The organism is Acinetobacter sp. 10FS3-1 (assembly GCF_013343215.1).
Lineage (GTDB): Bacteria > Pseudomonadota > Gammaproteobacteria > Pseudomonadales > Moraxellaceae > Acinetobacter > Acinetobacter lwoffii_C.
Window position 1 is genome coordinate 242,973 of the sequence record NZ_CP039144.1, and the last position, 24,253, is coordinate 267,225.

Here is a 24,253-nt window from a genome sequence, read left to right on the forward strand (position 1 = left end):
GACAAGTTTTTTGATTATTTTTCTCGTTTTTCACCGGGGGAAATTCGCCGTAGTAGAGCATTAAAAATTAAGATTTCTCCATTTCTTAAACAAGAAAAAATAATATTCAATGCTTTTCTTTATTTATCATTGTCTTACAGTGTTTTTGGAGTAGAGGGTTTTTTAATTAATTTTAAAATTAATGTAGAATGTTTTCCTATAAATATCATAACTTTACTTAGTTTTTGGAGTGAAGGGTTTTTATAAGCTTAGAGAATTTATTTTTTGGAATTTGCTACCAGTCTGGGTCTACCATAAATCACCACCTCCAACTTCCCTATTGTAGAATAAAAAAACAATGTAGATACTTTTAGCTTAAATATCAATAGTTTACTTATTTTTTGGAGTGAAGGGTTTTTAATTTAATTTTAGAAATTAATGATAATAGTTTTCTTATATTTATCATGTGCTTATAAAGTTTTTGGAGTAGAGGGTTTTTTAATAAAAAAAATTAATTCATCAAGAAACTTACTTTGCTATTCACCTAACAACAGAAGGAATAATAAAAAATAATGTAGGTACTTTTTCCATAAATATCATTAATTTACATAACTTTTGGAGTGAAGGGTTTTTAGTTTAATTTTAAAATCAATGTAGATAGTTTCCCTTTAAATATCAGTATTTTACAAATTATTTGGAGTGAAGGGTTTTACTCCATAAAAAAAGCCACCCTAAGGTGACTTTTTGTGACAACTAGGAATTAAAGTGCCATTCCCAACTGTTCTTCTTCTGGTTTTTTCTTCGCTGCTGATACCTTCTCTAACCGCTCTGCCATTGCCAGACGTTGAGGGTCTTGCTTCAAGAAATTCTCATATTCCTTCTTGTAATGAGCATCGAACTCTTGAGGTGTCATTTTCTCAATCACATCGAGCTTACCGCGCAGTTCTTCTTCACGCTCAACATTACGCACATCCAGGCTTTGCAGTTCAGAAAGTTCATGTTTGATGTAAAGCAGATGGTCACGTAAACGCATTTCCGGCAAGTTTTCTTTAATGTGGTCCATTGCCACATTGATGAAATCTTTGTAGGAAGTAACGATCTGTTCACGCTCTGTACCCATTGGACGAGCATTACCCATGATTCTCTCTTGTTCAAAGCCAAGAGCGTTGTTATCACCACGGTCACGGCGTACCAACCAGTCGTTGTTACCCATGTTCTTTTCTTTTTGCCCTTCGATAGTGACAGCTTCACCACAGCGAGCAAACTCTTCCAGAATGGTAGACCAGTAGTTTGTACTACGTCCTTGCATAGCGTCGAGATAAAGAGCGTCACGATGGAATACAGTAGTATTCAGTACAGTATGGCGGTGAGCCATGTAATTGAATACGTCCAGTGCATGACCCTTACCGTTTTCAGCCTGAATGGTTTTTTCAGGGAACTGATCACGCATTTTTTCCAGTAAGAAACGTGTTGCTGCAAGTGCATCCACATCCTCAACCAAGTCTGGGATAACAACTTTTGCAATGTGAGAACGTGCAGTTTGGCTAAACGCATTGAATCTTGCTTTCAATGTTTTTTCATCCATACCCGCAGCTTCGTACTCTTCTGCCATAGTTTTACGATATTCAGGCAGTTCATAGTTATAGGCTGTATCCTTGTTACCAAAAATCCAACCAACCGCTTTTTCACGGTACTCTTCCATCTTAATGTTACGCTTGGATTTATCATTAAGATTCTGGTCCATGACATGCTCCGTTAAGCTATCGTAGAAATAGTTTTTACGGTTTGCTTCACGCGCTTTGAACACTTTAACGATTTCATCAGCAGCAGCTTTGCCATATTCAGGTGAATGAGCACCCGCTTTATGTGCCATAGCAATTACCCGCATCTTGTAATGTTCTTCCTTCTCGCGCAAATTACGAATCACGCCATCTAGGTCTACTTTCTCGTAGTTTGGACGACGAATATTCTCAATCATCACACCCATTACTTTTGCTGCATCACTAACAGCCTCCGAGCGAGTGCTTCCTAGCTCTTCGGACAAGAAGCGATTACGCATAAAGCGTTCAAGTTTAGGGTTTTTCTGAACCTCAATATCCATCATGGCATTATCGAGAGCATGGAACCATTCGTGAGCAAATGAGCCGTAGCCTTTCTTCTTGGTCAAGTTGATCACACGGAAATCGCTTTCATAGTGCGCCAATGCACTTTGACTTCCACGAGAACCGTTTGCCAGTGCCATTAAGCCGTCAAAGCCCACCATACGGTCAGGAATGTCGATCATCTTAGCAAGGGCAGCACAGCCGTCATAAGCTAGGTTAAGAGCTTCCTGACGGTCTTTCTGGTTCAAATAGTTACCAAACTCACATGCCTTGAATCCAAAGCGGTGTTGCAGCTCTTCTGCTGTGACATTACGCCCATTACGGTCGCTAAAGTCATTCACCATAAGTTTCGGGTCATCAACAGTCGGCATAAGGGATTTCTTCGACGACATTTCCTTCATTTCGTTGTTGATGCTATTCATAATCTCGTTTAGTTCTTCACGAGCATTACGACGGCGTTCTTGCCATTCTTTTTTGCGTAGTGTTTCTTCTGTTTCAGTTTTCGGATTTAGTGCTTTGTACACCATATTCAACTGATCATCATTCAAAGAAGCTTTTAGCTGTTTGTTTTCAAGCAGTGAATAATAGTGAACACCCTTTGGTAAACGATCACGGAAACTTGAATGACGGAATACCTGTGAATAAGCTTTACCCATTTCATAAGAAAGATCAGTGATCTTGCTAAAATTCTGCGCAAGAGTATCAACATCCTTGAGACGAGCAGGGTCTTGATCAGCAAGGCGATCTCGTGCTTTTAGCACCACATCAAAACTTTGCTGTTCTTTCCAGAACTGCTGAATCTGTCTGTACGGAGCCTTGAAGTTACGTTGAACTTCCTCATGGAATTTAGGGTTTGCTTCCCATGATGAATACACATCACTTAATGCCTTGCGAATATCGGTCAGGTTGGTCTTGTCGATCACCGCATTACGGATATCCGTTACAACCTGGTTATAAACTACACCTACACGAGTAATCTGTTCTGGGCTAGTGTTTACAGCAGTTGGAAAATCAGGCTGTGAAGGCATGATTTTACGCAGACAGTCAGTGATCAAGTATGCGCGAACATCAATACCTTTTTCCTGAGCATATTCAACGGAGGTCTTTTTCCACATTTTATTCAGTTTCAAAATACCTTCCATTTGTTTCAGTGTCATAGCTTCGATCTGAGAAACAGTCAATGTGACGTTATACAGGTCTTTTTTCGCACCAGGAATCTTGTAGCCAGTATCTTCAATTTGATCACCACTTGGGGTTTTTGGCGTTGAAGATTTACGTGGAGCAGGGGCAATCGGAGTAGCTGATTCTTGCTGTTCAGAAGTAGGCTGCGGAATCTTAGGAGGTTCAACTTTCGGCTCCTTAGGTTCCTTCGGCTCTGTAGGTTCTACTACAGGCTCCTTCGGCTCATTAGGCTCTACAACAGGTTCCGGCTGTGGTTGTGGTTTTACTACAGGTTCCTTAGGTTCTTTTGGCGGTACAGGCGGTGAAATATGTTCCTGATTGTTTGTTGCTTCAATCACTTCAACCGCGTGTTTTTGCTCTTCCAGATCAGCACCGGCTTCACAGTCTGATGCAATCATATTCAGTGTGGCATTCTTGTCATTTAGAATACTCGTATCCAGTCCTTCAATCACATTACGGATGTTATGTGGCGCGTCTGGCAAGGCGGTTGGAACAGATAGTAAAACAAAACCATCAGACAACTTTTGCTTGTTGAACTCGTGCACAGACGGAAGCACAGCAATTGACGCATGCTTGGTTTCTGTTGCCGGTTGGTATGCCATAACAGCATTGTGCGGGTTCAGGACGCTTTCAGGCGGTTTGCGGTTATGATCAGCCATGCTTGGCAGTAAAGCAGCCTTAGTCGCTTCATAGCCCTCTTTAATCAAGCGTGATGCTATTACCTGTTGATAAGGGCCAATACGGTGTGTACGAGCTACCGGAAGCGTAGTGCCTTGAATGTTTGCCAGATTATTAGCATTGTTCAGGACTTGGCTAACTGCGCGTGGACCCGCGAAATAAGCACTGTCTGAGGTACGGCGATTAGATTCAACCACCTGGTCTTTAAACTCTTTTTTACTGTAGACATGACCAAAAGAAAAAGCTGTGTCGATTCGGTTGGTGTATTCCACTGGTAGATCAGGTGGAACCACCAGGAAACGTCCAACCAGTTCTTCATTACCAGTCAAGCGAACCACGTTGTAGTCATCAGGACTGCCAAGAGCTTCCATTTGGTTTTGAACGTCTTGCATTAAGAATTTATGCAAGTCATCAACACTGGCAATGTTGGCTTGACCAAAACGAACAGTATGCGCCGACAGCTCATGTTGAACGTCCACAATCGTCATCAAAGCTTTGCTGTTGTCAGCAATTGGACTAACAATATCTGTGCCTAGAGAGTAGTAGATACCAGTGTTATAAGCTGCTTGATCTGAGAGAGCTGCACGGAGAGGGGCAACTTCCTTGCCTTTGGTCGCAATTTCATTTTCAAGTTGCGCTTTAAGAGCATTTTTCTCTTCAAGGTATTTGACCTGATAATTACCTTTAAGCTTTGCATCCTCAGGCGGTTTCACAAATTCCGGCAACAACACATACGCACCATGCTCTTTGCCTTTTGGTGGAATCTCATAAACAAAGAGGTCAGCACGGTTGAACTGATGATTGTTAGGATGATCAGGGTTTTGCTTTTTCGCTTCCTTCTGATCAGAAAGATTGATGGCATCCAAGATCATTTGAGGTGGCATAGCAAACACGTTTTCACGCATTGAAGCTAAGGCAATATTGCCATACGCATCATCTAAGCCCTTAAAGACTTCACTAGAACGAATCTCAAGATCGGTATTATCCAAGCGTTTAAGCATACCCGCCGTAGGATAAGGTAGGTCGTGCAAATCAATCTTCGCTGTCATAGACAGAGGAATTGCAGCATCTACCGGGCGATACGGTTCCGGTGGGATTTCCTGACCAGTTCTTTCGAGATAATCTTCATACTCGCGTTTGTCCAGGTAATCGTCCTGGTCATCCTCTTCAAAACGTCTGCTTGGGCGAGCTACATCAAGTTCAACCACTTTTGCAGTAATCTCTTTGTTTAGCGCATCAAAAGACATTTCATGTAGGTTATCGACTGTACCTAAACGAGCACTGTTGATTTTTTCCCACGCCAAGTCAGTATCAGTATTACGGTTTGCACCCGGACCATCACGGTATGCCAGTTGTTTAGCGATATCGTTTAGATCAGCCGGAAGAATACGCATGTACGACAGATTTGCATTAGTGCGTGTCACCACATCCAAGTTCTGTTGATACGAAAATTCAGAACTTTCAAACATGCCTAAGTTGTTTTTGAACTGATTTACCGCAGTGCCAATGAAGTCATGGGTAACATCAGACAGACTTTGTGGGTTCGGCTGAACTTCATAACGGCGTTCACGAATCGTCGGCTGCATGTATTCAAAGACTTGGCTGAATTGTTTATCAGAGTTCAAGGTGTTGGCAATGTAATCCGGCACTTTGCCTGTAGAGTTGTCATAAGGTTCAATTGATACATTCTTATGGAACAACACATCAGCAGCTTGAATCGCAGTTAAAGCAGTCTGGTAGTCCAGGGCGTTATCGAATTGCGTAGTAACACTTGGGTCCGAAATCAGGCTGAGTTTCAGGTTTGCACTGTCTACAGTAAAGTCATCTAAAGATGGCACACCATTTTTGTAATAGTTCGCAGTCTTGTCATTGATGCTCTTAAACAAGCGTTCAGCAGCTTCAATTAATGCTTCTTCATCTTCTGCTTCTAGCTGTTTTTTGTGGACGGCAATCAGGTTTTCCATGTTGGTTGCCACATCACCGCTAAAGCCTAAATCTGTATAGAGCTTATTACGGCTATATGCAGCAAAACCGAGTGCAGCAGCATCACGCAGATTGCGTACACTCAACTCTTCTTGAGTGTCAGGCTTAATGTCGCCCAATTCGATACTGTTGATCTGGAATGGTTTATCGCTGTTTGCACGGTTCATCACCCAGACATGCTTACGGTCAGCAGGGTAGTCATCGTGATTTAGCGAAGGGATAAAGTTCTGAACATAGTGCAGGGCTTTACCTTGTTGATGTGTCGCGCTCGCACCTAAGCGATAGTAGCTTTCATTAAAATTCACGCATGCTGCCTGAGCTTCAACATAGCTAGTTTTCACTTGGGTTACATCAAGTGTTGGGTTCTTCAAGGACTGATCGTAAGCGATCACACCTGGAACGATGTGGCTTAAAATGTCTGCTGCTGCCTGTGCCTTGAACTGAATATGATCACCAACACCGAGCATTGGGTTAGTTATACCGTATTGTTCTTTGCTTTGTAGTTTTAACCAGTCCTGTACAGCTTTATTGCTAGACAGCATCGGAATAATACTTTGACCTGATGCACGTTCAATCATGTGAGCATCACGCGCAATTTTGGTCAGGTTGTCGAAGATACGTGTATCAGCAAGAATGTTATTTGGAGAAGAGTTTTCCAATTCAGCATATAGCTCTGCGCCATTTTGCAGCAGCAATTTAGCGTATTCACGTAGACGTTCCTGAATAACAAAATCAGCTACCGCAGTGTTGATGTTTTCTTGAGGTTGAGCATTGTCAAAATCAGGAAGTTTAACCACGGTGATGCCTGAATGTGGCAATGTTTCAAAGCTGATTGGAGCCAGAGGTTCAGACGCAATGTTTTGGCGAGTGATAGTACGCGCTTCAACATTTTGAACGAACTGAACCAGATCAGCATTTTCGTGAACGATATTGCCGAAGCCAAATGTTTCATTGGTGAAGTTAGCTTTAATTTCATTTTTGGCATCTTCAAAACCGGCTTCAATCTCATGTTCGGTCATTGCTTTATGCAGTAAAAGGTTATCTACATATTCAGGCTTAACGAAGTCTGATTTGTAATCATGGATGTGCTCGCGCAGATCATTTAGATACGCCAGATAAGAGAGGTTGGTTGAGTTCTGTTGCTCTACCGCGTGTAAACGCCCTTGTGCAAATACAAGATCAGTAGTTGGGTGCAGCATGTGTGCAGCATACGGAGCCAAGCTATTAATCTGGCTTGGCACACCACCCATACCAACAATCATGTTAGATACGACAGATTTCTGACGCGCATTAACCAGTAAGTCGCGGTCTTTTTCACCCTGTTTGATTCGATTTAGGATGTTTGGAATCGCTTGCAGACGGATATGCTGATCTAATTGATGCAGATCACGTAACAATGGAGTTGGTTCAACGCCGTCGATTAGGACTTCTGGGGCAATATCATTGGGCGCAACGTCAATAACTTCCGGCTCCACCACTTTGATTGCTTCATGCAGTGGTTTACCAGGTTCAACAGTGATTTCACCTGAAAGTACCGCAGATGCAGTATCTTCAATATCTTCAACAGTTGCAGTTGCTTGTTTCGGGTCCAGACCATCTTCCAGATTATCACTTGGTTCAGCAACTAAAGAGCTTTGGTAAGCTAGTTGAGCTTCAAGTTCTGTTTCAAGGTTAGAGTAGGCAACAGTCAGGTTGTTTGCCACATTTTTGAAGTCTCTACGCAAGTTGCCACGCAGAGCGTTAATTGGTGCGTGAATTTCGCTTAAACGCACGTACATATCATTCAGTGCAGCAGAGAAGTTAGTGCGGTTTACGTTCTCTTCTGCGGTCACAGACCATTTGCCGTCTGCATCCGAGATTGCATGCTGAACTTTGAATTGACCGTCTTTTTTCACAACGTCAAAACGACTGTTCATAGAGAACTGTTGTTTTAGATCAGGATAACGCTCATACAGCACTTTATTGACGTAGCTATTGGTTTCAGCAATGCCAGAAAGCATCACACCCACATTCTCTTCATTCAGGTTTTGGCTGTACTTGTTTAAAGCACGGAACTGATTATCAAAGTAGACGAGGGCATTGTGATTCAACGTCACAGCATTTGGTAACTGATAAAGTGAACTCCATCCCTTATGTGCCGATACGTCATAGTTCAGCATTTCGGGAATTTGGGAAATATCAGAGAACGCAAGGATTTGACCTTGACTGTTACTCTTGATTGGTAGACTTGTATTTGGCAATTGAACCGGTTTTAAGTTCATTAAATCCACACCGGCAGCAATCGCAATTTCTTCTGTTGGGTAGTATGCAACTAAGCTCTTGTCAGAGGTATAGCCGTACTTTTCAAGCTGCGCCAGAGGGAAAGCATCAGCTTCGTAATGTTCAAAAAACATTTCTGCTTTCTTCTCGTGATCATGCTCCTGAAAAGCCTGTACTAAAGAAGAAGATAGAGGGGCAGCTTTGGAATCAACATAGCCGACCTTAGGTGCATCTTTGCCTTGCGACACAATGTTAGTCCAATGTGCAACACGACCTTCTGCAATATTGGCATCATGGTTGATATAGATTTCGCTCGTATCCATATCACGAAGATGCTGTGCTTCGATACCTGGAATGAGTTGTTTGAGCAGCTTGGTACTGAATGAGTTTTGCTTTGGGTCAAGCATCAGAGTCATATCGGAATCTGGAAATTCAGATTCAACGATAGTTGCGCCTTTTGACTGAGCATTTTTAAGGAAATCACCAATGCTAATGTTGGTTTTTTGCGTAAATAGTGCAGGGTCCTGAACTACCAGTAAGCCTACCTTTTCACGTTGCTGTGTCGCTGATGAAACGACAGCCCGCACTCCAAATTGAGTGAGGTCAATCCACTTCTTAACTGCCATATAAACCTCTAATTATCGTTCTTAAACGTGCGCCTAAAGGGTCGCAATCACAGTATATAGGAATGTTCTGTATATACAAATGGTGGAAAAATACCATGCTGCACATTAGCCAATATATTTTTTTTCACCAGTGACAAACCGCTTCTTATAGGTAAAAAAATGGGAGCCGAAGCCCCCACTTTTTAAAAAAGATTATTCATTTTTTTTATCAACTGATGATCTTAGATTGTCAGAAAGCGCGATACGTTGCTTGTATTCAGCATCAGAAACTTTGCTGATCGCTTGCAGATCGTAATCACCGCTTGCTAATTCTTGTTCCATTGAAACAAGTGAAGCAAGTAGAGCTTCTTTACGCTCATTAGAACGATACATACGCTCACCAATCGCCAGTTTTAACGCTTTAACCTGTAGGATTTCTTTCAGGACACCGCGCTCTTCCTGTGATGTTAAGGCTTTGTTCCACTCTTTATATTCTTCATCGAATCCTAGATAGCGGTTTACTTCCTTACGGAATTGAGCAATTACAGGTACGCCACTAGAGCTGTGCGCATCATCTGTTTTAATAGAAGTAAATTCAGATTGAATTGCTTTCAGAGAATTGATTGCCGGAGAGATTTTTGCATCTTTAGACAATTTCTCTGCCAGGTATTTTTCACCCTCAGGCGTAGATGCCACACGATCATTGATCGGACGGTCAGGCAATCCAACCATGTTGTTGATCAACGCATTCTGCGCAGCATGAACGTCATTACCTTCAACTGCTTCTGTGAACAGTGTTGCTGCCTGTAAGCTCAAGCCTGGTGCAGAACCAGAACCACAAAGGTTCGATGCCTGTTGGTCAGGTGTACAAAACTTCTCGTGGTGTTCTGCCAACATTTCTTTTTGAGCTTTGATTGGGTCAGCATAAGTACCCGGAGCAGCTTTAATTTCAGTAGAAATACGAGTAACCACAGAATCACGAGCTGCTTTCTGGTTTGCAGCAGCTTGGTTACGCTGTGCCAGAACCGTACAGTTTTTAAAACCTTGACCGGTTGCACCATACTCTAACATGAGTTCTTTTTGCTTCTCATTGACTTCAAACGCTTGATAGGCTGATGCCTGGCTTTGTGTAGTACGTGTTATGGTATCGGTGATAGCCGTACCAACTACGTTCTTTTGCTTAGTCAGAACCTTGATCGCATCAATGATATCGTTACGCTGTTCAGTCAAATCTTGGGAAACTTGCTGATCGTGCTTAGACAACCATTGCAAGTTTTGTGAAGCCAGACTGGTATAGTGCTGCGTAATGTACGTTTTGAAAGTAATATCGTTGAATGGAGGGCAGTAGTAAGCAAAAATGGAAGCTGAGAATAGTGCCGAAGTCACCATGACAGATAGACGACGGAATGGATTACGTGATTTTTGCTGACCTTCACCGTTACGAACACCGCGTAGCTCACGCATACGGTCTTTCATGTTCTGAGTGGGTTTTTGTTTGATACTCTTCATAAGTCATCCCCCTCTTAAAGATCAGGCATTGAAATTTTGGCTTGGAAAGCAAGGGCGCGTTTTTCCGCTTCCTTCGTCTTATGCTTGAATGGTTCAGCAGTTGCTAATACCAATGTTGCCAATAGACCTTCCATACGCAAACTTTGCTCATAGGATTGTTGGTCCATCCAAACTTCCAAACCTTCAATACGTGCAGCTTCAACAAGTAAACCACGAGGTTCTTGAGCGAGCATAGATTTTTGCCATTCCAAAGCTTCTTTACCGCCGTAGTAACGAGCTACTGTTTTCTCAAGAATGTCATTTGCAGACTTTAAATCACCATTTTCATCACCAAACTGTTTAAGGTTTTGAGCTTCGATAATTGCAAGAGAATAAGCAGGGAACGCAAGCATTGAAGCCTTATGGTTTAAAGCTAATAGATACTCCTGACCTTGAGGTGTACGACCGCCAGCCACAGGAATTGCTAAATCTTTTTCACCAAGAATGTTTCGACGGATTGCAACACGCGCTTCCGCTTCTTTTGAATCTGGGTAAACAGACTGGAACAATAGGGCAGAGTTTGTGTCACCACCTGGTAAATCGGATAAGCGACATACCCCTGTTTGAGCTTCTGTTACTGTACAGAATTTCTCACGGTGCTCTTGAATACGAGCATTACGTTCAGACGTTGAATCTTGTGCAAGTGAACCTGGTTGGTTGCCAGTGTTGCCTACCATAGAAGCAGCAGACTGATTAACGATTTGTGGTGTTTTCGCCAAGTCTTTGTTCTGCGCTACAACAGTACATGCTTTAAAACCTTGTCCAAGTGTTCCGTACTTAAATGCTATTTCTTTAGCCTTATTGTTTTGGTCTACAGCTTGAACAGCAGACATATACGATTGAGCATTACGCACAAGTGAATCCGTAATTTCTTCACCCACCACCTGTTCTTGCTTGGTAGTTACTGACAACGCCTTCGTGATCTCTTGCGTATTCTGCTTGATAATCATAGACATTGAAGTGGTCATGGTGTTGATTGCTTGTTCCACAGTATTGCTGTAGACCTTAGACTGAGCATTATTGTTCGCTTGCGAATTAATAAATTTACTGTCTGCGGTGTAAGCCACAGGAATAGACGATGAAATCACAAAAGCAGCTATGATATTTCGACGCAATTTCGGTGATAACTTCGACCAAGCGTTAAGTTTTTTTGGAGTTGATTTTTTTCTCATATCAGTCGCCTTTTGTCCTTATTCCACAGTCGGCTTGTAATCAGCGTTATACGTCATACGACTTTGCATTTGGTTACTCAAAACAAAGTTAGCAAGCGAGCCGGCTGTAGCACGAATCGTTGAACGCACCTGATCATTCACACACGAATCTTCAAAGTTACACGTAGCAATATTTTCAGGAAGTCCTACGTTATTCATAAAGTTTAGGTAGTTTTTGGCTACATCAAATTTAGTAGGAGATAGATTATCTTTAGCAGAGAACATGGCGTAATCCACATCCATGAACTGATCGCCGTTGATCCCCATGTTACATAAGCCCTGTGCACTTTCTGTAGCACTACAGGCAAATTCAAGATGGAAAGCCAATGGCGCAGATTTTTTATCTACAGAGTTAAATTTCGGTAGTGCAGCAGTCACTTTGTTAAAGTCACTGACAATCATATCTTTAAGTTTTAACTGCGAATCAAAAGCTCTACGTTCTGCTGTTTGGGTACAGGCTGCGGAATCTGGCAAAGCACCTTTCAGGCTGCGGTCCATGATCATATCTTTGACTGCCATTGCCTGATCAATGGTTTGCTGTGTAGCAGCCAGAGAACTTGCATTACGGTTAATGGTGTCATTTACCGCTACACCAACTACCTGTGTTTGCTTGGTCGTTGCACTCAAGCTATTGGTGTATAGCTGTTGTGAAAGAAATTCTTTCACTGGTGTTAGCCAAGCAAACGCATACGCATTTTGTTGGTAGCCCAGAAACAAGGAGCCACCAACAATCAATGAGCCTACAGATAAAACCGCAGTTGATTTACCCAATCCAGAGAGCTTTTCTGAGTTATGTTGCTGCTGTAAACGCTTTTGACGTTGTTCAGCTAAACGGTTACGAGAACGGTGAAAACTCATAGTAGACCCTCTTATTGATTAGTTGCCAAAGAAGTTAGAAGCGTTGGCTGTACTATTACTCTTAACCGATGCAGTGCTCGCTTTAGCAGCTTCCGCATAAGGGTCATCAGTCTGAGGACCATTTGAACCATCAGAGCCACCTGCACCACCAGTTACACTGCCACCATTAGACGGGTCAGTTTTGATGGTATAACCGTCAATGTCATAGGTAATTGTGGTCTTATCGGGCATGAAGATACCTGAATCAATACCCCACTTATCACCAGTCACTTCCGCAAACTCTTTTGCGAAATCATAAGATTGAGAATAGTTCTGGATTTCATTCATTGATTCACGAATTGGACCAATCACCTGTTCAGAAGCTTCATAAACAGCGTCACAAACCTTCTTGCTTGCATAGTCTTTCAGCGCACCAATCAACTTGTCTGCCATACCACTCCAAGTAGGGATTGTTATAGACAGGTCAGGGATATCGCCTAGATCAGCAAAACAGCCACCTTGTTTCTTAGGTTGGAAAATCTGGTTCACATCAACATATTTTGAAAGCACCTGAGTACGGATGTTTAGGGCATCAGCAGCAGCCTTAACCAAACCGTTTTCACCTTCAGCACAAGCTTTTACATCAGCAGCTACAGTTGAATCAGTAGTACCAATCACCTGAGCAACCTGATTTTGGTTGGCTTGCGCAGTTTCACTACCATCGGCAGCAGAAGTACCACCAGTGGTCAATACGTTGGTTGAACCTGTACCTGGTTGAGAACCTGTTTGATTCGTCTTAGCCACAATGTTTTCATGGGTATCAAGGTATTTAACTTCTTCGGCAATTGTTGGTACTGAAATCGCTAAAGCTGTACCTACAAATGCACCAATCACCGTGCCACGATTCAAGTAAGTTTTTATAAAGCCTTTATCATTACCAGTTGATATATCAACAGTAGAAGCAGCAGCTTTTTTCCTAAAGCCCACACCGACACGGCTGCCAGATTTTTTTGTTTGATGTTGAAGCCGAGCTTCACGCATATTTTTCGGTTGTTGTTTCATACAATCACCCAATTGATCTAAAGTTTTTCATATATAAGTGAATTTTCGACGTATTTTCATGGTCTAGTAGAAAGACTGAAAACAGGCGATTGAAGAAACGCATCAAGTTAGTGGAGAACAAAAATAGGTCTTTGTACTGCTCTTCTTTAATACCGAATTTCTGCAATTCGCTCGTTTCGAGTTTTGAAAATTCACTTACTAAAACCGCGAAACCTCTATTCACTGATAATGCAACTGACGCAATAAATAGGAACTGAATGCTATTCAGTAGATTCATCAGGCGACAGAAGTAATTAACAGCATCAAGAATTTGGTGAATTTGTTGCTCACCGATTTTTTCTAAATCAATGCGTGATTCAGTGATCTCACTCACTTTTTTAGAACAAATTTGATTTACAACTTCGTCAGGGAAGATCGGCTGACAGCCTTCTACGAGGTAGTTTGATACCTTGCTGACTTGTTGCAGATAAAAGGAATAGTTGACTGGATAATTACGCAGCTCAAATTCTTGTTTAGTAATAAACAAGTCAAATTTATTAGTTATTTGCTGACTTTCAGCGATCAACACAGCTTGCGATATGTTTCCAAAAACATCACCAACGAATTTAAAGCAATTCGCTTTGGAGAGAGTAAAGTCACCATTACCGGTTTTATCAAAATAATGATTCTGGTTTTTTAAAAACGGATATTTGTTGTCGCAGCATTCTTGGATAAAACGAATAGCATGAGCTACTTGGTTTAGCTTCAAATCGAAACTAAACTCTTTTATCTCTGTATCAGCTACTTGTTGTAATGCGCCCATAATTGCACTCTTATTGCTTTTTCAAAAACCCCTAAAAGGTGGTTTCACCTGACTATAAAAATAGACATAGATTCTCTCACCGTATATTAAAACAAAAAACTCACAAAACAAAAAGGCTTTCGCGGGGGGCGCAAAATTTTTTGTTGCACAAAAGTACAGCTCCTTTTACAGAGCTGTAGGTTTCAATGTTTTAAACCAGGCTTAAAATTGGCTTTTGCTCAAATTCTTTGCGGGGCAAATTCAAGATGCCATTATTGCTAAGAGAGCGAAGGAAGGAGTGCGGGAGTAGTGTACGGTCCTTACCATCTTTTGATGCAAGCACTGTAATAACGTCAGACTTGCGGTAATAAGCACAAGTCATCACACCAAGTACATTCTCACGCACGATTGGCTCCAGGTCATTACGGCTTGGAATCTGACGGATAGAGCCATAAGTGATTTCAACTAGACTGATTGATGCCTGTAGAGTAGGTTCAAACTGACTGCTGATTGTTAGGAAGTTGCGATTATTTTCAAAGTGAGCGTGGAAGTTTTCACGTTCAGCTTCTTCATAAAGGGATTTGAATAGTTCAAACATAGGCTGCATATCTACAAATCCGTGTGGATTGAGAATACTGCGCTCTTGTTCAAAAGGGTTCAAAACAACACGATCACCAGTGGCTTCGTGTATGAAGAACTTTTGACTTAAAATTTCAGCATTAGTAGCTTGATTCATATTGTTGTCTCTTTTTCAAAATTCGGCTAAAAGCTCGAACATGGTTTGACTTCACGAAACACTTATAAACTTGGACCCGAATTTTCATTCTCGCGTTTTTGTACACGCGCTTCCGGGGTAGGTGGAGTTGATTCTACAGTAGTTTCCGGTTTTGGTTCAGGTTTATTCATATCATTTTTGGCTGCTGCCACTGTTGCTGCTTGAACAGAAGCCTGGTCCTTTTTCAGATCAGCATGCAAATCATCTACAACATATTTACCATGATCATCAACAAAAGGAATCATCGTTTCATTAATATTACTGATTGCATTATTACGCATTTCATTCAGTTCAACCATATCGCTTTGATAGGCTTTTGCTGCTTGTGCCACATTGCCATTATACTCAGTGGTCGCAATATTCTGTACAGCACCATGACCATCTAATTCACCTCTATTAATATGACCACGCATTGAATTAAAGCGGTGGTTGAGCTGCTTAAAGCTTGTAAGCGTTTTCTGGTAATGCTGTTTCATTTTAGGGTCAGCTTCAAAAGTTCGCTGCAATGTAGCCATTGCACCCAGAACTTTACGGCTATCACCATGTTTAGCTAATAACTCGCCAACATTTTCACAATCATTCTCACGCAACAGGTCTTTGATACGCTGTTTGTATTGAATGTATTGTTCATTCTGGCGTATGTAATCCATGCTGATTTCGATTTCATTAGTAGTTTGTTGAATATCCTGTTTTTCCAGTGCAGCAACATAATACTCAGGCTGTGGAGCTACTTTAGATTGCTTATCTAAAGTATTCGCAGTGCGAAGATTGCCGTCAAACCCGCCTAGATTGATTTCCGACATTTTTTGGTCAAAGTTTTTGAATAAATCACTACCACCAATAACATTGCTATTGGTTACAAGTGGTTCTGCACCACGGTTTTGATTTTGACCTTTTGCTAACTTTAAAAAATCTACCATTTCAATTTCCTGAATTTATCGCCGTAATTTATAGCGAAAGTAGGGGGATATTGCATCCCCATACTTCTAATGTCTTAGAAATTACATAGACAATGCACTGTCATTGTTATTGTCACGGCGTTTGTCTTTCTCGACTTCAACCTTAACTTTCACTTCTGCCTTCGGAGCAAACAGATCATTCGACTTAGCGGTAATCGCTTCTTCTTGCTCATTGTCACTACGTTTGAACATTGAGCTGACCTTATCCAGAAACTTGCCGAATTTCCCCTTACCTTCATTCACAATTTCCTCATTGGTCATTGGAGTAGGGTTGTTACGGTTTTGTTCAATGGTATTTGCTACCTCACTGTACTGTGCAACTGAACCCAGAATTGCCGGCAAACTTTCACGAGTGCTGATCGTATCGTTAGTCACCTGTTGGTGCAAACGAGTAATATCTTCTTTGGTGAAGTTGCCTTGATTCTCAGCATCGTTAAACACCTGAGTAACCATTTCCGCACGAATTTCGTCAATGCTACCCATAGTGTCAGCAATGTTACGGCTCACACGCCCTAACTCAGCCACTTGCGCGTTGAGTTTAGGGTCGTTTGCTTCAATCAGGACTTTGGCAAAGTCTGTTTGTTTGTAGAAGCCGTTTTCATCAGCCTTATTGGTCGAGTTCATTTCACGAAGCATGTTCAGAGTGTCAAAATTCACCACATTTTCATACTTCAACAGTGCGCCTTGTTCATTTTGAACAGGGAGTACAATAGAAATAAGCGAAGCATCCATTTTGGATTCAGCCAGACGCTCTTGTACATTCGCCATAAACTGAACTACAGCCGGGTTGTGCATCACTTCACGCTGAATCTCGAAGAAGCGGTCACGGTCCTGGTTAAGACTATCGCGCATATCCTGTAATTCACATGCAAGTGAATCGTCTGGATGCTCTTGTGGATTAGTCAGCATAGCTAGAATGTTGTTTTTAGCACCATCCAACTCTGCGTTATGGCTAAGATCAAGTTTGCTTGGGGCAGACTTGATATCCAAACCATTAATGTCATTGAGATTCAGGTTCTCAAAACGCTCGATCTGACGGTTAGTTAAGCGACCACCGGCTTCTGCTGCAAGTTTCACATCAGCAGGGTCAATGGCTTCTGGTGTACCTACAAGACCAATTGCAGACGCTTTAGCGACAAGCAGACGTTCCGCTTTAGAACTTACACCGTTGTTCTCGATATCTTCCAGACGACGACCTACCACTGTCATCATATCGCCAGTTTTATCGTTCAGTACCAAGTCATTGATCTTGAGATCAGTGTCAGGGAACTGTGATTTGAAGGTTTCGCGGAATTGGGCCACGTTTTCAAAGTTATTACTTTGCGTGAAGCTTTTATTCAGCGATAGACCTACAGCTTCACATGCACGACCAAGTTTGGTCACATCACTATTGATACGTGTTTGAAGCACTTGCTCGCACATTTTAACTGTAGCAGGGTGGTTATCACTTGCTTCAAGTTCATGCAATATGCGTTCTTTTAATGCTTCAAATGGCTCATGGCGGTTACGGCGAGCCATTAGGCTTTGATCACCTTCAACACCGTTGATACTGCGTAGGCCAGGTGCAAACAGAGCAGATTGCTCATACCCCGAACTATTCACTTCGTCTCGATGTAATCGAAGCAGATTTGATGTATCGCTTAAACGGACATGCTCAGTTGCAGCTTTCAGCTCGTCAGCAGTCAACGTCTGTACATCTGGATTACGAGCTGCAAACGTAGAGAGGGTTTTAAGCTGCATCTGTTCTGCAAAGTTTGGACTACGGATATTAGCAATAAGGTCCGAAGTACCCATTGTTGGCATAGTTGAAATTTCAGAAAGACTGAAATTCAGTTTCACCGGTACAGCTTCACCGGTGATAACGGTACGTGGTCCACGCCCCATTTCTTTTTGTATAGCTGCTTCTTGCTGCTCAACAATATGTGCAACAGTGTCCAGATTTGGTTCTTCAACTTGAAGTGCTTGAGCTTCCTGTTCAAGCTCCATCAGCATTTCTTGTTTATCAACCTCGATACGTGCCTTCATATCCTCAACAGCATTGTCGAGAATCATCTCTTGTTCAGGTGTAAGCATTACCGGTTGAACTTCTGCCGGCTCCGCAGCAACGACTTCTGGCTGTTCTTCAAGCAACTGATTGAATAAATCTTCGGTGCTATACGAGATTTCAGGAGTATTTACACTTGATTCTGGTGCGAAGTTTTGTTTTGCCAAGTCAGCCAGATCAAGTTTGAGAGCATCCACCCCCCAATCAATTTCAGCTTCTTTTTTAGCTTCAACAGCAGGGGCAACCGCTTCAACAGGATTCGCAGCATTAAAATCTTTCAAAAAGTTATCAAATGTTGCATCAGTAACTTGCGGAGCTTCTGCTTGTGGAATTTCAAATTTGAAGTCAGGAACCTGAATAAGCTCTACTTCCTTACTTTGAACTTGCTCATTGATAGCACCACGAGGGGAATCATTCCAAACATCATTAATGAATGCTTCATTGGTTTGGTCTTTAGGCTCAAATTCCGGCATTTCAAAGGCTTTAACGCCGTCATACTCACGGTCGTAGTCAATTGAATTGTCATAAGCTTGGACAAATACCTGGTTATGCGGATTGATCGCAATATCTTTAAATTCTATTTCTTGCGGTAATGGACCAATAAAGGTTTCATCTGTGAAATTCAGCGAAGTGTCATTGCTTTGAATAAAGGTGTCATTCGCAACATTCACATCCGGGTCAATATCAATAGGACCAGGTGCAGCATTCGTCATAACTGGTACTGCTGCTGCTACAACAGGGGCAGCATAGCCGATACCATCATTATCGAGATTGAATACTGCTTTTTGATCAGGTTTATTTGACTTGATCGTTGGAGCAACCACTTCCTGATCAGCAGATAGCGTAGGAATTGGCGTATCCAATGGGGTATCCAAAGGAGTAAGTTTTGGTCGCGGTTGTTTACCGAAGAAGCCAATACGACTGTTAATGCCTTGCTTGATGCTTGGGTCATTAATGTCGATGTTCTGCTTACTCAAGTATTCCTGAATATATACAGCTTCTTTCTCTTGTAACTTCTCTTGAACAGCAGCCGGGTCAAACTTAATTTCATTAGAAGAAGCAGTAACATTTGGATGAATCTTGGCAAGATCATCTAATGTGTTGATCACATGATCTAACTCAGAAGAAGTTAAACGATGGATACCACTTTTTGAAAGCTCAAGGAAGGAAGCACCTAAAGTTTTTAGGTCAGCCAGGTCTAAGCCAATACCGTTGCGTTGAATTTCAAAACCGTTCATTTGCAGATCAACTAAACGATCTTTCAGTTTCGGGTCCAGTACATCCGAAGCAGACAGTGAGTTTTTAGCAAAATCAGTAGGCTTTGTTGTATGGATTTTTGCATCACGCAAAAAGTTGAGATCAGCAGGAGTATCCGTAGTCATTTCAACTGTTTGGTAGGTGACAGCGCGTGAACCATCTTTACGTGCAAAAGTATCCACGCCCACAATGACATGAGGCATGCCAGTGTCTTTATGTTGAAGCAAACGACCAATACGATCTTCCAGAACTGCTTTATCTGTAGTGATCAGTTTTTCTTTTTCATCTGGATACTTCTTAAAGAACGCATCCGGCTTAGATTTGTAGTCATTACGATTTGTAGCAACGTCAGGTGACAATACTTTTGAATCATAGGCTACGGCTTCCAATTGATCTGCTACTTCATCTTTATAGACAGAAACAACATGACGTTGGAAGTCAGGTGAATTACGTTCAATAGGAATAATAGTTGAATCAGAAAGCTTGATTACTTCATATTTTGGTTTATCACCTTCTTCGGTCGGTGCATCACCCAAAATCACAAAGCGTTCACCATTTTTAGTAGTGAACATTGTGTCAGTACCCGCCAACTTATCAAATTCAGCCAATTGAACATCGTTCACAGGCTCTACAGGCACAACTTTTCCGTCCGTAATACTTGCAGCAAGCGTGTCATATTTACGTCCAGTACCTTCGGCAAACTTAGCATTAAGTTTGTCGAGTTGCGCCGATATGCTTTTTTCAGGGTCTTTATCCCCTAAGCTGTTCGGTAAATTAGCGACCGCGATTCCCTTACCATTATTTTTCGACTTAGTATTTTTCGTGCGATCAAAACTCAAGGTATCCAAAGTTTTCATAATCGCATTATCGCGTTTCATTTTTGCGTCGAAGTTGTCTAAACCTTTGTGACCAAGAAGAGCTGCTTTACCCGCAAAATAACCCGCTTTAGCACCATTAAAGAGGAATTTGAGCAGTTTGGCGAGCATTTTCAGGATGGCTAAGAACGCCTTTTGAGCAGCTTGCAGCAATTGTTCAACCAGATAACGAGCACTTGGAGTTTCAATCTCAGTTGAACCCGCTTTACGAGGTTTACGAGGTTGCTCTTCAAGATCATCAGTTAAATCTTTTGAGTTATTTCCTTTTGTTTTTTGTCCACCTTGACCACCATTGCCGGCAAAATTACTTGCCATGCCAGTATCAACACCTGGACCAGTATTCTTCTTGAAGTTATTACGGCCATTCGGCTTCTTCACAGCCGGTTTTTCTTCTACTTTATTCTCTGAATCCACTTCTGCTTTAGGTTTAACAGCATTTTCAGGGGCTTTAGCAGGGTCTTGTTCCGGCTCTTTATCATCTAATTCAGGTTTAGAAATATCTAAGCCTTCTGTGATACCTACAGCAAAATCACGCTTACGGTCATTTTCTGCTGCTTCCAGTTCTTCAACAGTCACCGGATGCTCCGGGTCTGTACCACGAATACCATAAACTTCGCGTGGAGTTTCATTAAAAGAAAGACCATCTGGTGCTACAGCGATTTCGTTATCTTCACCCAATTTCACTTCTTCTGCACGACCGGCAATAGATGGGTGCTGAACGACATTCAAAGCTGATTTAAGCGGTAAACCTTCTTTAGCAATACCTAGATAAATGCCATTTTCAGGAGCCGTAGCAATCAGGTTATCCAGATCAGTCTTTTTCAGAGCGTTGGTCGCCGTATTTTTGACAACTTTATCATTTACCATTGCTTGACGAGCATCAATGAACTTCGCAACGTCTGGGTGAGCAGGGTCTACCGCTTGCATTGCATAACGAGTTACTTCTTGCAGCTCACGAGTTTTTGGATTGATGCTTTGGAAAGCAACAACAGGAACACGTTGGAACGCATTACTATCCAAACCTTTAAGTGCAGCATCACTACCATTCGGACTGTTGTACCAAGCTCCGCTTAATGTCGGGAACTTTGCTTCATTCAAAGATTTACCGGCATTGTGGGTATTCAGCTCTTGATCAAATAAAGCACGAGCATCATTCGTTACCAGATTGTTGAGTTCTTCAATGTCCTGTTTTTTCCATTTATCAAAATGAGCTTTGACTTGTGCTGCCGGTGCTTGTGCAAAGCTGTCAAATGCTTGATGGATTTCAGCCATTGTGCGAGTAGGGTGCAGCAAGTAATTCGGGGTTAAGCTGTTTAAATCAACAGTTGTACCCTCAAATACTGAATCGTTTTGGGTTTCAGCCATAGGTTGTACTCCTATATCGTTAGGTTCAGGCTGAGAGTTGATTTGCGACATATACGCTTCATCAAAGCCCTCAAAGCTACTTTGACCCGGAGGTGGTTCGCCAAAATCCTGATTTCCCATTTCAAAATCATAATTTGACGGCTCTACAGGGTCTTGTATGCCTACATCCCAGAATGGGTCGTAGTCTTGTGGTGCAGACTGTGGCTGAACATTGCCGTTCTCACGGTCTTGGTTTTCCATAGCCATATTCGGTTCTTCCTCTTGAACAGGCAGTGGTGGGGGAACTGAATTGGATTGCGACACCAACGATTGATCAGGCATAGGTATACCCACATCTTCATAACGTGCGTCTAAACTATCCAAGTAATCTTGTGGTAGTGGTGGAGGTACACTCACTTTGACTTCCTCAGGAAGAGGGGGCGGTTGCACCATGCCAATATCGTTATCTAGCTGATCACTAGAAGGAGAGTTGAAGCCAGTAAATTCAAAATCGTCGTCATCATCAAAGTTGTTGATGGTTCCAAATTGCTGAGTATTCGCAGCTTCATAATCAGCTAGTTTCTGCTGAAAGCGTTGATCAATCTGGTTGAAGCGGTCAGTCATCTTCTGACGGACTTCTTCATTCGGCATTTTTTCAATTGTCGATAAGATGCTTTGTCTATTTTGTGTAATCTGCTCGATATGTGGAATTTGTAAGCCTGAATCCAGAGTGTCTAAGCGTTCACCGTTTAAAATCCTGTTGTTGTGGTAAACATATCGACCGATCAGTGCTTCAATTTCTTCTTCTGGTGAACCGTTGTGCACAGTAGCAATATGTTCTTTGTCATAGCCCAGGCTTTCGATCAGTGCATTACGCTGTTCTGGTGTTGGGTCCGGTGTATCAGACCATCCCCACATGCCGATTTTATTAACAGGCGCACCTAATTCTTTAAGCACATTACCAACAGCAATATCGCGGGTTGCTTGCAAGGTTTTACCGTTAATTACTTCCGGCGCATCATAACGAACAACATTGATTCCGCTATCCAGAATATGCGCAGGAATTTCAGCTCCATTTGGTGCTACGAGCGTTGGTTGATGAAGACGTAGGTTGTCATTCGCATTTTGATGAAAGAAGGTGTCTGATGGATTTAAACCCGCCAACAATCCTTTGTTCTTTTCATTTGTCTGTTCCAGAGGGGAAACGAAAACAAACAAATGGTTGAACTCGCTATACGCATGATTGCTCACCACACCATTAAGCGTGAAGTGAACTGTGTTGCGCATTGAGTTTTCGCTGACTGTTTCGTGAGTACGAGTAATAAGAAGATCGCCACCATCAACTTGAGTACCTTCAAGCCCCGCCTGAACGCGAACCAGGTACAGTTGATCGGACGCAACATTGCCGTATTGCAGTTTTGGCATTTTGGTTCCTTTCACCTATTTCTACATAGGTTGTTTTTGATCTAAATTGGTCCGTGGCTAACTGCTCACGGATAGAGGATTTATATTACTAATTTGCCTTGACTAGCGCATTGCTCAGAGTGCTTATTAACTACGCAAAATGAGCTGTATATACAAAACCTTCCATACCTCTGTATACCTTATTTCGCCTAACTTTGCGACGACTTTATCCGTGACAAATCAATAAATAAGGTATTAATTTATTAACAGGTTTCTCAATGAATTTAATAAAAGAAAAATGGATTTTTTGTTGCTGTCTTGGGGTAGTTAAATTTTTTTACTAGGGCAGAGTGTTTGGTTTGCTTAAACAACTCCTTGTTTATCTATGTTTTTTTAACTGTAAATCAGTTGGTTATCAGGCTTGATTAACCTTGCTTAAACCAACTAAGCAGTATTCCTTCCTTGTTCACCTACCTAAAGCAACTATCCGGTATTCCCGGAGAGTTCACGCCGTAGTAAAAATTTTTTACCAGGTTGAAGTTTGGCTTTATCTATTTCTGCACTAATGGGGTTGCGCCTATCCAGTTTTTCACATAAGCAAATAGTTGTTTAAATGCAGACAAATGTATGCAAAATACATAGTCAGTTTTATAGGGCATGGAAAATCGCCGTGGGGAACATGATCAAACTGAATCAGCAAAATGCTGTAAAGACTTCTGAAATTGAACTGATCGGATTAGGGTTGTTTGGAAAAAACTGGCAGTCTCAAATCTGCGAACAACTAAAAAACAAACAGGGCGGGAAACTAAGTCGTCAGACCTTGTTTGCATGGCACGACCGCGATAGCCTACCGATTATCTACAAGCCAGAATTACGCAGACTTGCCGAAACTCGCATGAAGCAAATGCGGCAGGCTTATGCAATGCTGAATGATGATCAACGGTCTATTGAAGAAGCTATCGCACAATTCCTGAAAAAAAATGCCACTCTGTTAAATCCGCTATCGACCATCTATACCAGAGTGTTCTTTGGATATGACAAGTATCGTAATTTTAATTTGCGGGTAGAACTGACCCTGAATGAACCAGAAGTGAAGCCAAAAGCAAAAGAGGATGATGCAAAATCACCTCAATGGAGTGCTTTTACTTTTAGCTTGAATGATTTTGTTAGCGAGTTAATTAATCTGAAAGAGAATCTGTTGAAGTTTATTCAAAGTCTGAATGTGTACTATGACGAAAAACTAAATACCCCGGACAGGGTTCGCTATAACCTTGCTGAAATCAATATTAGTCACTTCTCATGCTTTAAACCGCTTTCAGCTAAGGTCAGAAAAAAATAGGTTTATATTTTTATATAAACCCATTGTCC

Annotated in this window: 10 protein-coding genes; 1 reads left to right on the top strand and 9 read right to left on the bottom strand. The window is 41.8% G+C overall.

What is annotated here, in order from left to right:
* Positions 1-739 precede the first annotated feature (739 nt).
* The 9 genes from E5Y90_RS15305 to E5Y90_RS15345 all read right to left on the bottom strand — a co-directional run bounded on the left by E5Y90_RS15305 (position 740) and on the right by E5Y90_RS15345 (position 22,906).
* Positions 740-8,809 (bottom strand): hypothetical protein, encoded by an 8,070-nt coding sequence (locus E5Y90_RS15305; protein ID WP_174660635.1) that lies wholly within the window; start codon positions 8,807-8,809, stop codon positions 740-742.
* Between the two features lie 192 nt (positions 8,810-9,001).
* On the bottom strand, positions 9,002-10,297 hold the full coding sequence (locus E5Y90_RS15310) for a hypothetical protein (protein WP_163146352.1): 1,296 nt from the start codon (positions 10,295-10,297) through the stop codon (positions 9,002-9,004).
* Positions 10,298-10,311: 14 nt separating this feature from the next.
* Positions 10,312-11,508: a hypothetical protein gene (locus E5Y90_RS15315; protein WP_163146353.1), complete on the bottom strand. Its 1,197-nt coding sequence runs from the start codon at positions 11,506-11,508 to the stop codon at positions 10,312-10,314.
* Positions 11,509-11,526: 18 nt separating this feature from the next.
* On the bottom strand, positions 11,527-12,405 hold the full coding sequence (locus E5Y90_RS15320; RefSeq protein WP_163146354.1) for a hypothetical protein: 879 nt from the start codon (positions 12,403-12,405) through the stop codon (positions 11,527-11,529).
* An 18-nt stretch (positions 12,406-12,423) separates the two neighbouring features.
* Entirely contained in the window at positions 12,424-13,446 is a 1,023-nt protein-coding gene (locus E5Y90_RS15325; protein ID WP_163146355.1) for a hypothetical protein, read from the bottom strand.
* A 4-nt stretch (positions 13,447-13,450) separates the two neighbouring features.
* Positions 13,451-14,248: a hypothetical protein gene (locus E5Y90_RS15330; RefSeq protein WP_163146356.1), complete on the bottom strand. Its 798-nt coding sequence runs from the start codon at positions 14,246-14,248 to the stop codon at positions 13,451-13,453.
* Positions 14,249-14,438: 190 nt separating this feature from the next.
* A complete protein-coding gene (locus E5Y90_RS15335; protein WP_163146357.1) occupies positions 14,439-14,963 on the bottom strand; it encodes a hypothetical protein in 525 nt (174 codons plus the stop codon).
* 62 nt (positions 14,964-15,025) lie between these two features.
* Positions 15,026-15,922, bottom strand: coding sequence for a hypothetical protein (locus E5Y90_RS15340; RefSeq protein WP_163146358.1), 897 nt, complete (start codon positions 15,920-15,922; stop codon positions 15,026-15,028).
* Positions 15,923-16,003: 81 nt separating this feature from the next.
* Complete coding sequence (locus tag E5Y90_RS15345) at positions 16,004-22,906, bottom strand: hypothetical protein (protein WP_163146359.1); 6,903 nt, start codon at positions 22,904-22,906, stop codon at positions 16,004-16,006.
* Between the two features lie 649 nt (positions 22,907-23,555).
* Between E5Y90_RS15345 and E5Y90_RS15350 the strand changes: the two genes are divergently transcribed.
* Positions 23,556-24,224: a hypothetical protein gene (locus tag E5Y90_RS15350; RefSeq protein ID WP_174660636.1), complete on the top strand. Its 669-nt coding sequence runs from the start codon at positions 23,556-23,558 to the stop codon at positions 24,222-24,224.
* Positions 24,225-24,253 lie beyond the last annotated feature (29 nt).

Coding starts and splice junctions, on each gene's coding strand:
- E5Y90_RS15305 (WP_174660635.1), bottom strand. CDS start 8,809: ATGGCAGTTAAGAAGTGGATTGACCTCACTCAATTTGGAGTGCGGGCT.
- E5Y90_RS15310 (WP_163146352.1), bottom strand. CDS start 10,297: ATGAAGAGTATCAAACAAAAACCCACTCAGAACATGAAAGACCGTATG.
- E5Y90_RS15315 (WP_163146353.1), bottom strand. CDS start 11,508: ATGAGAAAAAAATCAACTCCAAAAAAACTTAACGCTTGGTCGAAGTTA.
- E5Y90_RS15320 (WP_163146354.1), bottom strand. CDS start 12,405: ATGAGTTTTCACCGTTCTCGTAACCGTTTAGCTGAACAACGTCAAAAG.
- E5Y90_RS15325 (WP_163146355.1), bottom strand. CDS start 13,446: ATGAAACAACAACCGAAAAATATGCGTGAAGCTCGGCTTCAACATCAA.
- E5Y90_RS15330 (WP_163146356.1), bottom strand. CDS start 14,248: ATGGGCGCATTACAACAAGTAGCTGATACAGAGATAAAAGAGTTTAGT.
- E5Y90_RS15335 (WP_163146357.1), bottom strand. CDS start 14,963: ATGAATCAAGCTACTAATGCTGAAATTTTAAGTCAAAAGTTCTTCATA.
- E5Y90_RS15340 (WP_163146358.1), bottom strand. CDS start 15,922: ATGGTAGATTTTTTAAAGTTAGCAAAAGGTCAAAATCAAAACCGTGGT.
- E5Y90_RS15345 (WP_163146359.1), bottom strand. CDS start 22,906: ATGCCAAAACTGCAATACGGCAATGTTGCGTCCGATCAACTGTACCTG.